This window comes from Halorhabdus sp. BNX81, assembly GCF_029229925.1.
Taxonomy (GTDB): domain Archaea; phylum Halobacteriota; class Halobacteria; order Halobacteriales; family Haloarculaceae; genus Halorhabdus.
Genome location: NZ_CP107254.1, coordinates 996929 through 1013899, shown reverse-complemented (window position 1 = coordinate 1013899; position 16971 = coordinate 996929). Strand labels below are relative to the sequence as shown.

The window sequence follows — 16971 nt, the reverse complement described above, 5'->3', positions numbered from 1 at the left end:
TTATCGTTTGTAATAGGGGTAGATCGCGCGTTTGAAACTCTCCGTTGCGCCGTCAGTCAGCGACTCGCCGTCGGCGTCCTCCTCACGGATGTAGAGATCCTCCCACTTGCGGCGTCGCTTCTTGACGATCATGACATCGGGGAGAAACTCCTTGCGGTACAAAAGCAGGATAAAGGCGAGGTTGACGAACATCGTCGCGAGAACGGTCCCGAGGAACATGTTCCCGAACCCGCCGTCGTTCGCGGCGATGCCCCAGCCGTTGATGAGGCCGTAGGTGAACATCCCCACCAACACGATCTCGACAAGCGTCAACAGGACGATCCCAAGGGCCGCGGCCGCACTCTCGCGTGGCGGCTCGTACCGGTGGATGTCGCCGTAGGTGCTGCCCGAGGAGGACATCAGTCGCTCCCCCCTTTCGAGTGTGCGGATTCGCCGTACTTCAGCAGGTAAAACGTGAACGCGAGCGTCGAGGAGATACCCAGCAGCGTGGCGATCCCGACGTAATGGGGCTGGAAGGGGACGCCCATGTGCTCTGGGTTGACCGGTGTCGATGCGTCGGCAGCGACCGTCGGCACGTCGTCACCGACGACGATCGCCCCTTTCATGCCGCTCAGTTCGTGGGGCTGGCAGTAGTACTTGTGGATGCCGGCCTCTGAGAACGTCCGTTCGTAGGTCGTGCCTGCCTCGGCAACGGCCGACCCCGAGGTGAACGAGTCGTCGTCGGCGACGACGTTGTGGGCATTCCCCCGACCAGTCCACTCCCAGATGACGGTCGTGTCCGGGTCGACCCACACGGCCGCCGGGCCAAACCCGTAGTAGTTGGTGTTGGCCTCGACGCCGACTTCGACCGTAATCTCGTCCTCGCCACGGCGGTCGACTGTCGATGAAAAGTTGCTCACGTTCGAGAACCACCCGCCATAATCCGGCTGGGCGCCGCCCGAGCCGTCTTCCTGGGCGGCGACGGAGCCAACCGCCCCCGCGGCTGCCGCCCCGCCGGTCACCGTCCCGGCAGATCGGAGAAAGTCCCGTCTATGCATGTGTACCGACACTCGGAGTTGTGTTTGTATAAAACCGCCAATTACGGTGCCATTTACCGGTTGCCCCCGGCGAATCGAGACTGCCCCGGCCCGGTCGTTCGTCCGCACGGCCGATCGATCGGTCTCGTCACCCGTCATCGGCTTGCCCGGCGTCCCTGCCGTCGGCCGTCTCCGGTGGCCGTACCCGGTCACGGCTCCGATTTCGTTCGTTCGTCTGTCCAGGGCCATCCGCAGCCGTTTCGCTGTCGGGAACGAACGCCGGCCGTTCGTCACCCTCGGCCCCCATCTCCCGAAGGCGGGTTCGGTATGCGTCGGCCCGGAAAGCTTCCGAAAGTCGGGCGTTGGCAACCACCACCAGCAGGAACAGGCCGATACCGGTCAGTCCCAGACCGGCCACGAACGCGATCCCGTTGCCCAGAAAACCGTACCCGAGCAGGACCACGCCGGCAAGCAGTTGAACGACCGAGAGCAATTGGACCATGATATTGCCGAGTTCGCCATCGCCCTCCGCCACCTCGTCGGGGTCAGGAAGCACGTCACCCGCAGGGGGCTCGGGCACGTCGTAGGATTCCATCGAACAGAGTGCCACGGAGGGTTCGACATCGCGGCGCACTGTCCCCTCACCCTCGACGGTGCCGTCGGGGTAGACGACGGCGTAACTCTCGTCCGAATAGGCCAGCAGTCGATCGTTCTCGCGCTCGATCCGGGCGAAGACATCCCGGTCGGCGACGCGTTGTCGGAGGTCGGCCTCCAGGCGGTCGAGCAGTTCCGCGCCGGTAATCCACGTCTCCGCGTCGAAGGCCGCCTCCCATTCCTCGCGGTCCATTTCGTCCATCTCCGCGGGGCCAAACGACTCGAAATCGTACGTCTCCTCGACCTGCTCGCGGAGGTCCGACAGCGAGGGGTCGCTGTCGACAGCGTCGTCCGTGGACTCGGCGGGCGCCATCGCCGTCGCCTACGACCCGTGGACGCTTACCGTTTCTGCCCACGGTAGCGTCTGTCCCTGCGGTGGAACGAGCGACTGACTTGCCAAGCACCGCATCGTCTCCCCGGCTCCGACGCGTTTTAACGGCCGCCCGCCGAAAGACGGCTCGATGGTCACTGATGGGACGACTGCCACGCTGGTGGTGCTTGCCGTCTCACTGAGTCTGCCCTGTTTCCTCTACGGTGCCTGGCTGATGCTCGTCCACGATCCGATCACCTGGCGCGTGCTTCGAACCCATCTTGCGGTCGTCGGGCTCGGCCTCGGGTTGACGACCGTCCCGCTCGTGGGCTGGATGATCCCGAAGCTCTGGAGCCAGTTCACCGGCTTCGCGGTCATCCACGCGTTCCTCGGCCTGCAAGCCTACGCCTTCTTTACGCTGGCCGCGACCGGGATCGTTCGGATTCTCCGGGCGAAGTGGGCCTCCGAGGCGTATCGTCGGTCGTCGTCCTTCGATCTGGACGCCCTCGAAGCGGAGACCGAAGACCTGGATCTGGGTCACTGGCGCGCTCGCCTCCGGATCGGCGTCGTCGGGTACACCGTCTTCTGGCTGCTTGCCTTCCTGACGGGGATCATCCGATACGTCATCAAGTACCAGCCACTCGGGTGACCAGCCGGATCGTACCCAAGCGTCCGCACGTCACTCCCAGTCCTCGCCGCTCGCAAGATCCACGTCACTGTCGCGTTTCGAGGAGGGACAAACATCTTCGAGTTCACACTCCCCACAGTCAGGATTCCGCGCCGTACAGACCGCTCGGCCGTGGCTAATCATGAGGTGGGTAAATGCCTGCCACTCGTCTTCGGGGATGATCTCCATCAGATCGTCCTCGATGGCGTCGGGCCGCTCCTCCTCGGTGAGCCCCAGGCGACGGGTGAGCCGCTGGACGTGTGTGTCGACGACGATCCCCTCGACAACGTCGTGACCGTGCTGGAGGACGACGTTCGCGGTCTTCCGACCGACGCCCGGAAGGTCGGTCAGCGCGTCCATCGTGTCCGGCACCTCGCCGTCGTGCTCCTCGACGAGGCGCTCGCCGATCCCCTTCAGATACCCCGCTTTGTTGTTGTGGAAGGTGATGCCGTAGATGTCCTCGGCGAGTTCGCCTTCCTCCGCGGCGGCGTAGTCTTCGGGCGTCTGGTACGTCTCGAAGAGGTCCGGCGTCGTTTCGTTGACGCGCTCGTCGGTACACTGTGCCGAGAGGACAACGGCGACGAGCAGTTCAAGCCGGTTCGAGAAGGTGAGCGAAATTGTGGCATCGGGGTAGGCGTCGTGCAATCGGTCGATGACTTCCGTGGCCTGTGCCGAACGCGGTTCCAGCGGCGTTCCCATATGCGTGTTACCGGTGGGTCACTCTTTGCGGTGTCGGGTTCGGCGGCCACTGCCGGGAGCCCGAAACCGATAGTTTTGTGATCGATCAACTAGATCGGAAATCCATGCCGGGCCACACGTTCCTGCGCGGTGACGACATCACGTTACGACCGATCGAAGCTGACGACGCCGAGTTCCTCGCCGAGACCATCAACCACCCCGATGTCTGGCCGGCGCTTGGAGCGTACGATCCATTGAACGACCAGCAGGAGCGCGAATGGATCGAGAGTCTCGGCGACAGCGACGATATCCACTTGCTGATCTGTGCGGACGACGAGCCAGTCGGGACGATCGGCCTCAACGAGATGTTCGACGTCTGGGGGACGGCCGAACTCGGCTACTACCTCCACCCCGACGCTCAGGGGAACGGTTACGCGAGTGATGCCGCCCGACGGCTCGTTCGGTACGGCTTCGAGGATCACCGGCTGGCGAAGGTGTATGCGAACGTCTACGAAGATAACGACGCCTCCCAAGCCGTGCTTGAATCCGTCGGGTTCGAACGCGAAGGCGTCTTCCGTGACCACGCTTTCGTCCGGGGCGAGCGCGTCGACGTGTATCGCTACGGGTTGTTGGCCAAGGAGTTCGGGGCCGACGCCGAGTGACGACAGAAGGCATTTGACCCTGGGTGCCGGCGTTTTAGTATGGCCGTCCGTCGGTTGTTGCGCGGGCAGATCGCCTGGCCACAGCTCGAAACCATCGTCGAGGCCGTCCTGGACCGCTACGACGAGCCGGCGGGCCGCATCGAGTTTTTGGACGCCAACAACTGGCTGTCGGTGCCGCTGGTCGTCAACGACCGCTATTTCGTGAAGATCATCTCCCAACAGCACTCGCTGGTTCACGCACTGTTGACGACCGGCCGCAACCTCGGCGCGTTCACCAGCGGGACCGAAGGCTTTTTCGAACACTTCGGGACACCGGTGGAGATGGCCGAACATGAGTTCGAGGCAGCCCAGCGGATGCAGTCGGTGGGCGTCAACGTCCCCGAACCGGTGGAAGCCTTCGAGGTGGAGGGCTATGGCGTTCTCGTCTTCGAATACGTTCCCGCATTTCGGACGCTCGAAGCGGTCGGGGTGTCTACCGCTCGCGATCTCGCACCTGACCTGTTCGCCGCCCTCGATCAAATGCACCAGGGGGGACTCGCCCACGGCGACCTCCGAAGCGAGAACGTCCTCGTCGTCGAGGGCGAACTGTACTTCATCGACGCGACGAGCGTCCGCGGCGACATCGCAGAGGCCCGAGCGTACGATGTCGCGTGCGCGCTTGGCGTCCTGTCGCCGCTACTCGGTCCTGGCGAAACGGTGGAACTCGCGATTGAGGTCGTCGGAGCCGAGACGCTGCTTGCCGCCCGGGAGTTCCTCGATTTCGTGACGATCCGGCCGGATCACGACTTCGACGCGGCAGCCGTCAAAGGCGAGATCGAGAAGATTACCACCGGATAGAAGATTTTTCTGCCCCGGCCGCGAGGTCTGCCCTAATGAGTGCAGAGACTGAGATTCCGGACCAGTGGGTGCGCGGATTCGTCGAGGCGAACGGCATCGAGTTACACTACTGCCGCACGAACGGGTCTGGCCCGCCCGTCGTCGTCTCCCACGGCTTCACCGACGACGGGTACTGTCGGCTCGACCTCGCCCGCGAACTCGGCGACGACTTCGACGTCGTGCTGTACGACGCTCGCGGGCACGGCCGCTCGGCCGCCCCCGACGAGGGGTACGGCCCGTCCGAGCGAGCGGCTGACTTACTCGGCGTGCTCGATGCGCTCGCCCTCGAGGACCCGATCCTGTTCGGCCACTCCATGGGTGCCGATACGGTCACAAAAGCGGCGGCTACGCAACCGGACCGACCGCGAGCCGTCATCCTCGAGGACCCCGTCTGGATGCTCGAGGGAGTCAACGAAGTGATCGAGGAAGATCCGGGTGCGGATATCGCCGAGCAGATCGCGTGGTGGCGCGATCACAGCGTCGAAGAACTCCTCGAAGCCGACCCCATGTTCAGCGACCTCGCCGAGCGCGGACAGCCCGACCTCGCCCGCCGCGTGGCCGAAGCCAGACAGCGACTCCGACCCGAGATCGGCCGCGTGTCCGAAGGGGAATTTGTCGATCCGACCGAGACCTACGGCGATATCGAGACACCGACGCTCATCCTGAAAGCCGACGCCGACGAGAGCGAACGCGAGCGCGAACAGGAGATCGCTTCCCTCCTCCCGGACGGGCGTATCGTACACATCGAGGACGCCGGACACTGCGTCTTCTGGGACGAACGCGAGCGCGCCACCGAGGAACTTCGGAAGTTCCTGGCGACGGTGTGACGGATTCCAGTCCGTGAATCCCGCCCCTCGAAAAACCCGGCTGGTCGGGAGGGACGGTCCGGTATTTTCGATCCGGACACGGCGGCCACTTGTAGACGCAGTATCAACCCACCTGTAGACGCGAGGTCACGCCCCCTGTTGGCGCGCCCGGGCAGTCAGTACGATCCCGGAAAGGACGACGACACCGCCGAGCGCCGTCACGATCCCCGGTATCTCTCCGAGCAGCACGAGTGCCAACAGCGTCGAGCCGACCGGTTCCCCCAACAGCGACACACTGACGACGCTCGATTCGAGGTGCGCCAGTGCCCAGTTGAGAACCGTATGACCGAACACGCCCGGACCGACCGCCATGGCGAAAAAGAGCACCCACTCGGCCGGCGGATACGCGAGTAGCGGCACACGCTGCACACCGAGAATGACAAGCAGCGTGACTGCGGCCACCGTATAGACCACGATCACGTACGGGAGCAGGGGCAATCGCTGGCGGATCGATCGCCCGGCGAGGACGTACCCCGCCATCGCGAGCGCGCCGAGCAGCGCCAGCGCGTTCCCGTAGAGCGGATTCGGCCCGAGGACGCCTGCGCCGAGGAGATCCGCTGCCGACATGACGGCAATTCCGGCGACGGCGAGCACTATGCCGGCGACGGTCCGCGGGCCGACCCGTTCGTCGAGCAGGAGCGGGGCGGCGAAAGCGACGAACAGCGGTTGGGCCTGGACGAGCGTCACCGAGGCAGCCACGCTCGTCCACGCCAGACTCTCGAACCAGGCGGCGAAGTGGATCGCCAGCGCGACCCCGGCCAGGGCCGCACCGCCCGCGTCCCGCCACGAGAGCCGGGCGAACGCCGATGGCTGTCGCCAGATCGCCACGGGCGTAAGCAACAGCGTGGTGAAAAGCACACGATAGAACGCAGCGACGATCGACGGGGCGGCGCTCCAGCGGATCAGAATGGCACTGGTCGAGACCGCAAGCACCGCGACCGACAGCCCCGCGAGCGGCGGGGCGCTTTCGATCCGATCGACGAACGAACGCGACACGCCGGGTGATCGCGGGCAATTCGCTTACGCCTTGCGGGTTGCCGATGCCGACGGCGGCCCGCTGGAGGCTTCTCACTCCAGAAGCTGCTTCGTCTGTCGATGGCGATACCGGAACATCGGCGCGAAGCCGACCACTGCGAGCGGGCTCGCGAGCCTGCCGAGCGCGCCACCAGCCAGTCGGTACTCGACGTGATCAGTGATTCGCGTCCCACCCTCGACGGCCTCGAAACGGTGGGTGTGTCGCCAGTGGGCGAACGGGCCGCCGGACATCTCGTCGACAAAGTAGCCCGTCTCCCGCCCATCGCCGCCCGTCCGTTCGCGCTCGACGATCCGTGTCGTCGACTTCTGGCGTGGCCCGACGCCGAACGGGCGAAGCGACACGATCGCCGTCGTGCCGACGATCATTTCGTCGGGATCGTCCTCGCCGTCGGGGCCACGGACGGATTCGGCTCGGAGATTGACCCAGCCCGGCGTCAGGGCGTCCAGCCCGTCGATCGTCGAGTGAAACTCCCAGACGTCCTCGAACGGGGCGTCGACGTGGACTGATCGCTCGTAGACAGACATACACCAGTTAGGAGGCGGATCGCCAAAACGTCACGGGCGGCTCAGCGGATCGACCGTGGTGAGTGAAAGTAGCCGTGTTAGCCCCAGTGGCCTGCCTGCTCACTCGCCGAGAGGACGCGACGGAGGGCAACGACGTAAGCTGCGACCCGCAGCGTCGGCAGGTCTTCGTCCTCGTAAGCGGACACGAGATCATCGAAGGCAGTGACGATCACGTCTTCGAGTTCCTCGTTGACGCGCTCCTCGCTCCAGTAGTTGCGCTGGCGGTTCTGCACCCACTCGAAGTAGGAGACGGTGACGCCGCCCGCGTTCGCCAGAATGTCCGGAATGACCAGGACGTCCTCGTCTGCGAGCACTTCGTCAGCTTTGGGGGTCAGCGGCCCGTTGGCTGCTTCGACGATGACGTCCGCCGTGACATCGGCGGCGAGTTCCTCGTCGATGGCGTTTTCGAGTGCCGCCGGCACCAGAATATCGACGTCCAGCGTCAGGAGTTCGTCGTTGGTGAGTTCCTCGTCGGCACCGGCGTAGCCGACGACGCTGCCCGTCTCTCGCTTGTGGTCTTTGACCGCGCGAGCATCGAATTCGCCGTCGGTCCGGATCGCACCCGAGGAGTCCGAGACGGCGACGATCGAGGCCCCGAGATCTTCGAGCAGATCGGCCGTGATCCAGCCGGCGTTCCCGTAGCCCTGGACCGCGACGGTCGCCTCGCTGATGTCCCGATCGAGGTACGAAAAGGCCTCGCGGGCGACCAGCATCGACGAGCGACCGGTCGCCTCGACGCGACCCTCGCTGCCGCCACTGTCGAGGGACTTCCCGGTGACGACACCGGGTTCGGTGGTGTTCTCCAGTGTCTCGTAGGTGTCCTTGATCCAGTTCATCTCGCGCTGGCCGGTGTTGACGTCCGGCGCAGGAACGTCTCGATCCTCACCGATCAGCGGCCGAAGTTCCACCGCGAAGGCTCGCGTGATGCGTTCGAGTTCACTCTCCGAATACTCGCTCGGGTCGATGACGATGCCGCCCTTGCCGCCGCCGAGCGGGATTCCGACCGTCGCACACTTATAAACCATCCAGCCCGACAGTGCCTTGACCTCGTCGCGGTTGACGCCCGGATGATAGCGGATGCCACCCTTGTACGGGCCGCGGGCGTCGTTGAACTGCGATCGGAACGCTTTGAACGTCTCGAGGCTCCCGTCGTCCATTTCGACGGTGAGCGTCGTCTCCAGGACGCGCTGGGGGTGTTTCAGGCTCTCCAGGACGTCGTCGCCGGCATCGAGGGACGCCGACGCGTCGTCGATCTGTGACTGTAAGCTCTCGAACGGATTGACCGAATTTGACATACGTCCACTTCCGGGAGGGTACTGTTAAGTCCATCGTTGTCGATCAGGCACTCACATATGTTGCCGCTTCTTCCCGGTCGGTGGTCACCCACTCGAACGGAATGACCCATCGGGGACACTGGAGCGGTCCCAAACACTGAGGGGGCGGCCGCTTGAGTCCACACACATGACGTTCAGCATCTGTGTTCGCGAACGGTACACCGACGAGAGCGGGAGCGACCAGACTCGATTCGGGGTGGCCGTGACGACACGTCTCCCGGGAGTCGGAACGCTGTGTCCGTTCGCCAGCGAACACGGGGCCGTCGCGACCCAGAGTCACGTCAACGTCGAACTTGGCCGGAAAGGCGTCGAGTATCTCGACGACGGGCTTGCCGTCGAGGATGCGCTCGAAGCGCTGCTCAGCGCAGACGACGGACGGCCACAGCGCCAGGTCCACGGCGTCGGCACAGCGGGGGAGTTCGCGTTCTCGGGCGAGGAGTGCAAGCCCTGGTATGGCGACCGCGTCGGTGACAATTTCACCGTCGCCGGGAACCTCCTGACGGGCGAGTCGGTCATCGAGGAGGTAGCGACTGCCTACGAAGACAGCGCGCCGCCACTCGGCCCCGACGCGGACGTCGACCGTCCACTTGCGGCGCGATTGATCGACGCGCTGGCGGCCGGGCACGCCGAGGGTGGCGACAAACGCGAGGAGTTGCCCGTCCAAAGCGCCGCGATGATCGTCGAAACGACCGAAGACCGCTCGATGGACCCCTATTACAACGACCTCCGTGTGGACGCGACCGAGACGCCGATCAAGGACCTCCGGGAGACGTACGAACAGGCCGAACGCGGGTTCGAGATGGCCCGCGAACGGTACGAGGACGCTGACGACGGGGACAATACCGAGGACGCCGGATGAATGTTATAGGGGCAATATTTTCAGCGGGAAACGGGATAATATTCGAATGTGAATATTCAGGGCTAGAAAGAAAAATATTGCCACAACAGCCAGTGATATATCCGGCTATACTCCCTTTGCCACAATCAGTGTGGTAGTCAGTTCCGCTTCGTTGTTTTTCCGAAGCGAGCCCTGTCCCACCCATGCCAGATCCGAGCACACCGCTCATCACCGTGACGAATATTTATCAGCTATCCAAACGAAAATAGTCACGGAAATGAGTGGTATCGTGACCTCGGGTTTCATCGTCCTGCTACTCCTGCAGTTTTTCCTCTGGGTCGGTATGGAGATCGACGTCAAACGGTCCGAGAACGGCGATCTACGGTGGTTCGCAGTCGCCGGGATCTTTCCGGTCATCGGACTGGGTGTCTCTCTCTGGTACGTGCTGAATCGACGTGATTTGCGGGACACCAGCGACGGTAGGTGACCAGCAGATGCGACGCCGAAATGATTCACGGAAAAGCAATCCGCACGATATACCGGTGTGCTCGTAGGGCGTCACTCCCCGACCAGAGCAAGTGTCGACCCGTCCCGAGAGCCGACTCGAGCAAGAGCAATGAAGAACGCCAATGCGAGCACCAATCCGCCGATTGACTGGAGCCACGTATGTGCATCGGCGAGTGGGCGAGCGACGACCATACCGAGCGCCACGATACTGAGCGGAACAAATCGTCGATCAACCAACAACAGGTAGCCGGCCGGTGCCATCGCATACAGGACGTGGCTCGAAATATCCCAGAACGGCGTGATGAGAAGGTGCGGGATCGTCACCGCCACGAGAAGGAGCGCGAACTCGGGCATGATGTCCCCCCAGTTCCAGACGCGCCACCCCGCCCAAATTGCCAGCATGCCGATGGCCAACCCCGCACTGCCCGTTGCGTCAGCCCCCCACTCCGGGAGTGGGCCCACGACGTGCGGGACCCCCTGATAGATGACGAATGCCACGACCCAGCCAAACCCAAGGACTCCGAGACGCTTGCCGAGTCCCACGAGGGAGTTACTGGCGGACGTGCGCCACTCGTATCCGATGAGACAGAGGCTACAGAGCAACACGAAGATTTCGGGGGCAAACACCGCCGAATACGTCCGCGCTATTTCGGACATGTGTCACCCCACCTTCCGGGAGCCTTGTATCGATTACGATCGGATTATCACACCGGTCGCGAAGGTTGTGTCGCTTTCGCGGGAAGTTCTTTACTCGTGACACCCACTCGGCCGCTCGTCCATCGAACGAAAGCATCCGGCGCTCTGTTCGGTCGGAAATCACCCCGATGCTGTCGGGTGATTACGACCGCAAAAATCCGCCACGGGCGCGAAGAGATGCTAGTGTACGGCGAGCAGAGCGAGCCGTTTCTCTCGACCGAGTGTTGCAAGGCTCGAACGAAGGGAGAGCCTCGGAATTGCGAACGGCGACCAGCGGGAGCCGTGAGCAGCGAGGTCGAGGTGTTTTTGGTCCACCGGTAGACTCGCTTCGCTCGTCTACCGAGACCTGCTTCGCTTTGCTCTGCAGGACAGCTTTTTGCGAGTCGAGCGGGACCAAAAGTCCCGCTGACCGTGGGAATAGCGTGGGAGCTTGGCTCCCACGGATAGTGCGAGCGGGCAGCGAGGCGGTTTTTCAACCGCCTCGAAGTCGCGGCGCGTAGCGCCGCGCACGGCCCGCGAGCATTCGGACGCTTCGCGTCCGTGAGCAGAGCGGGTTCCCGCAGCGAGCCGAAGGCTTCTTGCCGAGCGGAGCGAGGCAAGGCTCGTCAGACGAGCAACGCGAGTCCGACGGTGCGCGAGGAACCCCGACGACGTAAAAAGGTGGACGGGCGCGAGGGGATTTGAACCGGATGCAGACGTTCCTGCTCACTTCGTTGCGCGGGCTGCGACTGCCTGGGTTCAAATCCCCTCGATGGCACATTTGCTGCTCGCGGGATGCTCGCAGCAAAATGTTACGGGCGCGAAGGGATTTGAACCACAGTCGCTCCCGTTCGCTCGCTTCGCTCGCTCACCTCCCACTCCCTGATTCAAAATCCCTTCGTGCCGGTTCGCTCGTTTCCTCACTTCGTTCGAAAACTCGCTGCACGGGCGCGAAGGGATTTGAACCCTCGACATCTTGGTCCGGAACCAAGAACTCTGTCCACTGAGCTACGCGCCCTCACTGGATCGTTCCGGACAGGCGGATAAAACGGTTGTGGACTGAGTCGAAGACCAACGACGAAGCGGGTCGCCGGGACAACGCGATCCGCCGTCAGGGCGTCTCGCTGGTCTCGATGGTGAAGTCCGAAGTCGGGTGGGCCGTGCAGGTCAGACAGTAGCCGTTTTCCATCTCCTCCTCGCTCAGCGTGTCGTTGTTCGAGTGCTTGACGAAGTCCTCGGCCGCCCCGTCCTCGACGTGGCCCGAACACGACAGGCACTGGCCCTGGCGACAGGAGTACGGCAGATCCCAGTCCTCGTCCTCACCGGCCTCCAGGATCGTCTCGTTGTTGGCCACCTCGATCGTCTCACCCTCCTTCGCAAATTCGATCTCGTAGTGTTCGACTTCGTCTTCGGGGATGGCCTCGGGATCGAACCCGGCATCAGCCTCCGTGGCTTCGCCGTCAGCGAGTTCGCCGTCTGCATCGCCCGCTCCCGCCGGGATTGCCGCGCCGCCACCACCGATCGACCGGTTCATCGGCTCCGGAAAGTCCGTCTCCGGGACTGCGGCCCCACGCCGTTCCAGCAGCGCGGCAGAGATGTCTTCGGCAGGTTCCCAACCGGTCCCCTTCGCATAATGTAATAACACCGCAGTCACCGTGAATCCGATCCCGAGAGCGATGCCCAGTACCTCGACCATTGATGTACGGCGGTACGGAACACGGGTTTAATTAGCTGTTGTTAGGCTCAATTTGGCCCGGTATAGCCCGTTTCCCAACGTGTTTTTCCGGGATATGACGGTTCCGCAATATGTAGAGGTTGCGCTCGGGACCCGTCAGTGAACGGGCGGCCGTGTGGGCTACTACAATCGTCGGGGGTGGGCAAAATGCCGGTGACGTGACCGGACACTCCCATTCGTCTCCAGCGGGGAACGATTGACCGAGGCGTCGTCTACCGGTTTTACCGGTGAATGTTCGACAACCGTCGGACTCAAAATATATCACTGAGACGTACGAGTGACCGAACGGAGGATCACAAATATATGTCCACACCGATCGCTGGAGTCGGAATGACGAAGTTCGGCGAAATGGCCGACCGGACGGGTCGGGATCTGTTCGCCGAAGCCGGCGAGACAGCAATCGAAGACGCGGGAATCGACCGCGGAGAGATCGACGCGCTCTATCTCGGGAATTTCATGGGTGAACTCTCCGAGCGCCAGGGCCACATGGGTCCGTTGATGGCCAAAATGCTCGGGTTGGACGTCCCTGCAACGCGCGTCGAAAGCGCCTGTGCCTCGGGCGGGATGGCCGTCCGACAGGGCATTCAGGCTGTGCGTGCCGGCACTGCCGACATCGTCCTCGTCGGCGGGGTCGAGCGGATGCACAACATGGGAACCACCGGCGCGACCGGCGGGCTCTCGGTCGCGGCCGACGATCTCTGGGAAATCAAACACGGGATCACCTTCCCCGGCGCGTACGCCCTAATGGCGAAGCGATACTTCGAGACCCACGGCGGCGACCGCGAGGACCTCGCCGAGATCGCGGTCAAGAACCACGCGAACGCCGCGAACAACCCGCTTGCCCAGTACCAGACCGAGATCACGATCGAGAAGGTCCTCGACGCGTTCCCGGTCGCCGATCCGCTGGGACTCTTTGACGCGAGTCCGATCACCGACGGCGCGGCCGCGGCGATCATCGTCAGCGAAGACTATGCCGCCGAGCACGACCTCGACGCGCCGGTATCGATCACGGGCACCGGCCAGGGGACCGACGATCTCGCGCTCCAGCACCGCGACTCGATCACCTGGACGCCCGCGACGGCCGACGCCGCCGCGGAAGCCTACACCGACGCCGGCATCGACGCAGACGACGTCGACTTCCTCGAGGTCCACGACTGCTTTACGATCGCTGAAGTCCTGGCGCTCGAAGGATTGGGACTCTACGACGAAGGCGAAGCGATCACCGCCGCCCGCGAGGGCGAGACGACTGCCGACGGCGAGTTGCCCGTCAATCTCTCGGGGGGCCTGAAAGCCAAGGGGCACCCGGTCGGCGCGACCGGGCTCGCCCAGATCAGTGAGATGACGAAGCTGTTCCGCGGTGATCACGTCAACAGTGACGTCGTGGAAGACGCCGAAGTCGGACTCACGCACAACGCCGGTGGGACAGTGGCTTCAGCTGTCGTGCACGTTCTGGAGGTGGAACAATGAGCGACGAAGTCCGTGACGATGGCTACGACGACTTCATGGACGCCTTGGAGGAGGGCGAGCCCTACTACGTCGAATGTGCGAACGGCCACGCCTCACTGCCGCCGCGGCGACTCTGCCCGGAATGTGCAACCGACGACCTCGGCGAGGCACCGCTGGCCGAGACGGGCGAGCTGCTGACGTACAACGTCACGCACGTCCCGACGCCGGAGTTCGCCGACGACGTGCCGTTCGTCCTCGGGATCGCCGAGTTCGGCGACGTCCGCCTGACCGGTCAGGTTCGCGCCGACAGCGAAGACGTGGAGGTCGGCGACACCGTCTCGATCGGCACTGACGTCAGCGAGACGAACGGCGAGCGCTACATCGCGTTCGATCTCGAATAACGCAGAGTCGGTCTTCGCTTCGGGTCGTGTCGACAGCGTTCAGATTTTCAAGACTCCGACGTTCCGCAACTACTTTGCTCCGTGCCGTCCCCTCCTCGCACATGAAGGTAGCCGGAATGGCCTCGAACAGAGGTCGCAACCTCATGAACCTCGCCGACCGCACGCCGGGAGGGGCCGAGTTGTCCGTCGTCCTGACGAACGACGCCGACGCACCCGTCCTGGAGAAAGCCCAGGATCGCGGTATCCCGACGGAAGTCGTCGAGCACGAGGCGAGCGAGTCACGTGAAGCCCACGAGCAACGCGTCCTCGAAGCACTCGCCGATTACGAGTTCGATCTGGTCGCCCTCGACGGATACATGCGGATCCTGACGGAGACGATTCTCGAGGAGACACCGACAACACTGAACGTCCATCCCGCACTCCTGCCCGCGTTCAAGGGCATGGACGTTCACGAGGACGTTCTCGACGCAGGGGTCAGCATGACGGGCTGTACCGTCCACGTCGTGGACGAGAGCGTCGACGACGGCCCGATCGTCACCCAGGAGCCGGTCCCCGTCCGGGAGGGCGACACCGTCGAGGATCTCAAGGAGCGCGTCCTCTACGAGGGCGAGTTCACAGCCTATCCCCGTGCGATCCAGTGGTTCGCCGAGGATCGCGTCGAAATCGACTGGGAGGAAGGCACGGTCGCCGTCGAAGGCGACGACGGCGGAGCCTATCCCGAGCGCCGGATCGAGAGCGACGACCGCGTCCGGGAGTTGCGCTACGGCGAGAACCCCCATCAGGACGCCGCGCTGTACGCGGATCGAACCTGTGAGGAAGCGAACGTCGTCGACGCCCCCCAGCTCAACGACGGGGCGAAGGGGATGGGCTACAACAACTACAACGACACCGACGCGGCCCTCAACCTCGTCAAGGAATTCGACGATCCTGCCTGCGCAGTCATCAAGCACACCAACCCGGCGGGCTGTGCGGTCGCCGACTCGATCAGCGAGGCCTACGCCGATGCGCTGGCGACCGATCCCAAGAGCGCCTTCGGCGGCATCGTCGCCCTCAATCGTGAGTGTGACGCCGCAACGGCCGAACAGATCATCGAGTCGTTCAAGGAGGTCGTCGTCGCGCCGGGGTACACCGACGACGCGTTGGACGTGCTCTTCGAGAAGGACAATCTCCGCGTGTTGGATGTCAGCAACCAGTACGATCCCACGGACCCCCTGACCGAGAAGCCGATCGTCGGCGGCCGATTGGTTCAGGATCGGGACCTCCAGACAGTCACCGAGGACGATCTCGAAGTGGTCACCGAGCGCGAGCCGACCGACGAACAGCTCGAAGCGATGCGCTTTGCCTGGCAGACGATCAAACACGTCAAGTCCAACGCGATCGTCTTCGCGAAAGGGACGGAAACCGTCGGCGTCGGTGCCGGGCAAGTCTCCCGGGTCGACGCCGTCGAGATCGCGAAGATGAAGGCCGCGAGTGACGCCGAGGGCAAAGATGCCGACGGGGCCGTGATGGCCTCCGATGCCTTCTTCCCGTTCCCGGACGGCATCGACGCGGCCGACGAGGCAGGCATCGAGGCGGTCATCCAGCCTGGGGGCAGCGTCAACGACGACGACGTGATCGAGCGGGCCGACGAACTCGACATCGCGATGGTATTCACCGGCTCGCGAGCGTTCCGGCACGACTAGCGGAGAGAAATCCCTGATCGCCAGCGGCTTCGGTCTACCTGTAGCGCGGGATTGGAAACGACGTGGCAACCGTTTCGATAGAATAGAAATACGATCCTTTTTAGGTATTTGACGGAGAGGATTACGTAGACTGATGCGAAGAAAATGGCTTGTCCTCCTGGCCCTCGCCGGCCTCGTGGTCCTCGCGGGGTGCAGTGGGGAAACGACTGATACAGACACGCCGATCGAAACGTCTGAACCGACTGAGTCGACTACCGAACCGGTAGAGACCACCACTCCTGTCCAGATCGATACGGCGACCCTACAGGCGGACACGATCGAGGCGATGAGCGACGTCGTCTCCTATCGAATGGCCCAGAACGTCACCACGGTACAGACGACGAACAACCAGGAGGTGACGACGAACATCGAGATCGAATACGCGGCAAATCGAGACGCGAAAGCACTGGAATCCCATCGGACAGTGACGCAGTTGGGCACGGAAACGGTGATCGATACGTATCTCTCCGACGAGCGTCTCTATCAGCGAAGCGATCAGTACGTCCAGCGGTACGGCTCCGAATGGGTCACGGAGAACGTTTCGGAGAACTTTACGCAACAGTTCAACTTGCGCGATCAACTCTGGCGGTACGAATTTACGCTCGACAGTGCCTCGCTTTCTTCGGTCGAGGCGACAACCGTCGACGGGACCGAGACCTATCGCGTCGCGGCCGACGTCAACACCACCAAGTTAAACGACGCGATTCGATCCAGCCTCAACCTGTCGGCCAACGCCTCCCAGGCTGTCTCTGCAGGGACCAACGTGACGTCGACATTCTGGATCGATACCGAGACGAAACGCCCGCTCCGTGTCGATCGGACGGTCATCGGCACGCAGACGATCCAGGGCCAGCCCGTCGACTTCGAGCGGACGATCACGACCGAGTTATCGTATGAGGAAGTGACTGTAACACTCCCTGACGGAGCTGACTCGGCCGTGTCGTTGAACAGCACCGCCAACTGAGAGAGCGAGAGAACATGCCTCG

At 63.4% G+C, this 16971-nt stretch carries 19 protein-coding genes and 1 tRNA gene; 10 read left to right on the top strand and 10 right to left on the bottom strand.

From position 1 onward, the window contains the following. The 3 genes from HBNXHr_RS05050 to HBNXHr_RS05040 form a co-directional block, all read right to left on the bottom strand. The gene (locus HBNXHr_RS05050; protein ID WP_275740062.1) at window positions 1-399 is read right to left on the bottom strand and encodes a hypothetical protein; all 399 of its coding nucleotides are present in this window, start codon (window positions 397-399) and stop codon (window positions 1-3) included. Then, the gene (locus HBNXHr_RS05045) at window positions 399-1037 is read right to left on the bottom strand and encodes a halocyanin domain-containing protein (protein ID WP_275883399.1); all 639 of its coding nucleotides are present in this window, start codon (window positions 1035-1037) and stop codon (window positions 399-401) included. The genes HBNXHr_RS05050 and HBNXHr_RS05045 overlap by 1 nt, the downstream gene beginning before the upstream one ends. Before the next feature lie 127 nt (window positions 1038-1164). After that, window positions 1165-1983 carry a hypothetical protein gene (locus tag HBNXHr_RS05040; protein WP_275883398.1) on the bottom strand — a complete coding sequence of 273 codons (819 nt, stop codon included), beginning with the start codon at window positions 1981-1983 and terminating at the stop codon, window positions 1165-1167. Window positions 1984-2131: 148 nt separating this feature from the next. On the opposite strand from HBNXHr_RS05040, the gene HBNXHr_RS05035 reads away from it, so the two are divergent. Continuing rightward, window positions 2132-2629: a hypothetical protein gene (locus HBNXHr_RS05035; protein WP_275883397.1), complete on the top strand. Its 498-nt coding sequence runs from the start codon at window positions 2132-2134 to the stop codon at window positions 2627-2629. Window positions 2630-2659: 30 nt separating this feature from the next. On the opposite strand, the gene nth is transcribed toward HBNXHr_RS05035, so the two are convergent. Further along, window positions 2660-3346: an endonuclease III gene (gene nth, locus HBNXHr_RS05030; RefSeq protein ID WP_275883396.1), complete on the bottom strand. Its 687-nt coding sequence runs from the start codon at window positions 3344-3346 to the stop codon at window positions 2660-2662. 104 nt (window positions 3347-3450) lie between these two features. Between nth and HBNXHr_RS05025 the strand changes: the two genes are divergently transcribed. From HBNXHr_RS05025 to HBNXHr_RS05015, 3 genes are read left to right on the top strand one after another with little or no spacing between them, the layout of a single operon-like run. After that, complete coding sequence (locus HBNXHr_RS05025; protein ID WP_275883395.1) at window positions 3451-3987, top strand: GNAT family protein; 537 nt, start codon at window positions 3451-3453, stop codon at window positions 3985-3987. A gap of 39 nt (window positions 3988-4026) precedes the next feature. Further along, window positions 4027-4824, top strand: coding sequence for an RIO1 family regulatory kinase/ATPase (locus tag HBNXHr_RS05020; protein WP_275883394.1), 798 nt, complete (start codon window positions 4027-4029; stop codon window positions 4822-4824). 35 nt (window positions 4825-4859) lie between these two features. Next, window positions 4860-5690 carry an alpha/beta hydrolase gene (locus HBNXHr_RS05015; RefSeq protein WP_275883393.1) on the top strand — a complete coding sequence of 277 codons (831 nt, stop codon included), beginning with the start codon at window positions 4860-4862 and terminating at the stop codon, window positions 5688-5690. A 126-nt stretch (window positions 5691-5816) separates the two neighbouring features. On the opposite strand, the gene HBNXHr_RS05010 is transcribed toward HBNXHr_RS05015, so the two are convergent. The 3 genes from HBNXHr_RS05010 to HBNXHr_RS05000 form a co-directional block, all read right to left on the bottom strand. Then, window positions 5817-6725 carry a DMT family transporter gene (locus tag HBNXHr_RS05010; RefSeq protein WP_275883392.1) on the bottom strand — a complete coding sequence of 303 codons (909 nt, stop codon included), beginning with the start codon at window positions 6723-6725 and terminating at the stop codon, window positions 5817-5819. Between the two features lie 72 nt (window positions 6726-6797). Continuing rightward, complete coding sequence (locus HBNXHr_RS05005) at window positions 6798-7289, bottom strand: SRPBCC family protein (RefSeq protein WP_275883391.1); 492 nt, start codon at window positions 7287-7289, stop codon at window positions 6798-6800. A 77-nt stretch (window positions 7290-7366) separates the two neighbouring features. After that, window positions 7367-8623, bottom strand: a complete 1257-nt coding sequence (locus HBNXHr_RS05000) for a Glu/Leu/Phe/Val dehydrogenase (protein WP_275883390.1) — start codon at window positions 8621-8623, stop codon at window positions 7367-7369. A gap of 166 nt (window positions 8624-8789) precedes the next feature. Here HBNXHr_RS05000 and HBNXHr_RS04995 point away from each other — a divergent pair, with 166 nt between their 5' ends. Continuing rightward, window positions 8790-9521 carry a DUF1028 domain-containing protein gene (locus HBNXHr_RS04995; RefSeq protein ID WP_275883389.1) on the top strand — a complete coding sequence of 244 codons (732 nt, stop codon included), beginning with the start codon at window positions 8790-8792 and terminating at the stop codon, window positions 9519-9521. A gap of 256 nt (window positions 9522-9777) precedes the next feature. After that, a complete protein-coding gene (locus tag HBNXHr_RS04990) occupies window positions 9778-9987 on the top strand; it encodes a hypothetical protein (RefSeq protein WP_015788359.1) in 210 nt (69 codons plus the stop codon). 71 nt (window positions 9988-10058) lie between these two features. Here the strand turns inward: HBNXHr_RS04990 and HBNXHr_RS04985 are convergent, their stop codons facing one another. From HBNXHr_RS04985 to HBNXHr_RS04975, 3 genes are all read right to left on the bottom strand, one after another. Further along, window positions 10059-10664 carry a hypothetical protein gene (locus tag HBNXHr_RS04985; RefSeq protein ID WP_275883388.1) on the bottom strand — a complete coding sequence of 202 codons (606 nt, stop codon included), beginning with the start codon at window positions 10662-10664 and terminating at the stop codon, window positions 10059-10061. Window positions 10665-11627: 963 nt separating this feature from the next. After that, window positions 11628-11700, bottom strand: a tRNA-Arg gene (locus HBNXHr_RS04980). Between the two features lie 93 nt (window positions 11701-11793). Further along, entirely contained in the window at window positions 11794-12378 is a 585-nt protein-coding gene (locus HBNXHr_RS04975; RefSeq protein ID WP_275740035.1) for a 2Fe-2S iron-sulfur cluster-binding protein, read from the bottom strand. A 342-nt stretch (window positions 12379-12720) separates the two neighbouring features. Here HBNXHr_RS04975 and HBNXHr_RS04970 point away from each other — a divergent pair, with 342 nt between their 5' ends. The 4 genes from HBNXHr_RS04970 to HBNXHr_RS04955 all read left to right on the top strand — a co-directional run bounded on the left by HBNXHr_RS04970 (window position 12721) and on the right by HBNXHr_RS04955 (window position 16949). Beyond that, window positions 12721-13884 carry a thiolase domain-containing protein gene (locus HBNXHr_RS04970; RefSeq protein WP_275883387.1) on the top strand — a complete coding sequence of 388 codons (1164 nt, stop codon included), beginning with the start codon at window positions 12721-12723 and terminating at the stop codon, window positions 13882-13884. Further along, entirely contained in the window at window positions 13881-14264 is a 384-nt protein-coding gene (locus HBNXHr_RS04965) for an OB-fold domain-containing protein (RefSeq protein ID WP_275740031.1), read from the top strand. The genes HBNXHr_RS04970 and HBNXHr_RS04965 overlap by 4 nt, the downstream gene beginning before the upstream one ends. A gap of 101 nt (window positions 14265-14365) precedes the next feature. Continuing rightward, window positions 14366-15946 (top strand): bifunctional phosphoribosylaminoimidazolecarboxamide formyltransferase/IMP cyclohydrolase, encoded by a 1581-nt coding sequence (purH, locus tag HBNXHr_RS04960; protein ID WP_275883386.1) that lies wholly within the window; start codon window positions 14366-14368, stop codon window positions 15944-15946. Between the two features lie 133 nt (window positions 15947-16079). Further along, window positions 16080-16949, top strand: coding sequence for a hypothetical protein (locus HBNXHr_RS04955; protein ID WP_275883385.1), 870 nt, complete (start codon window positions 16080-16082; stop codon window positions 16947-16949). Window positions 16950-16971: the final 22 nt, after the last annotated feature.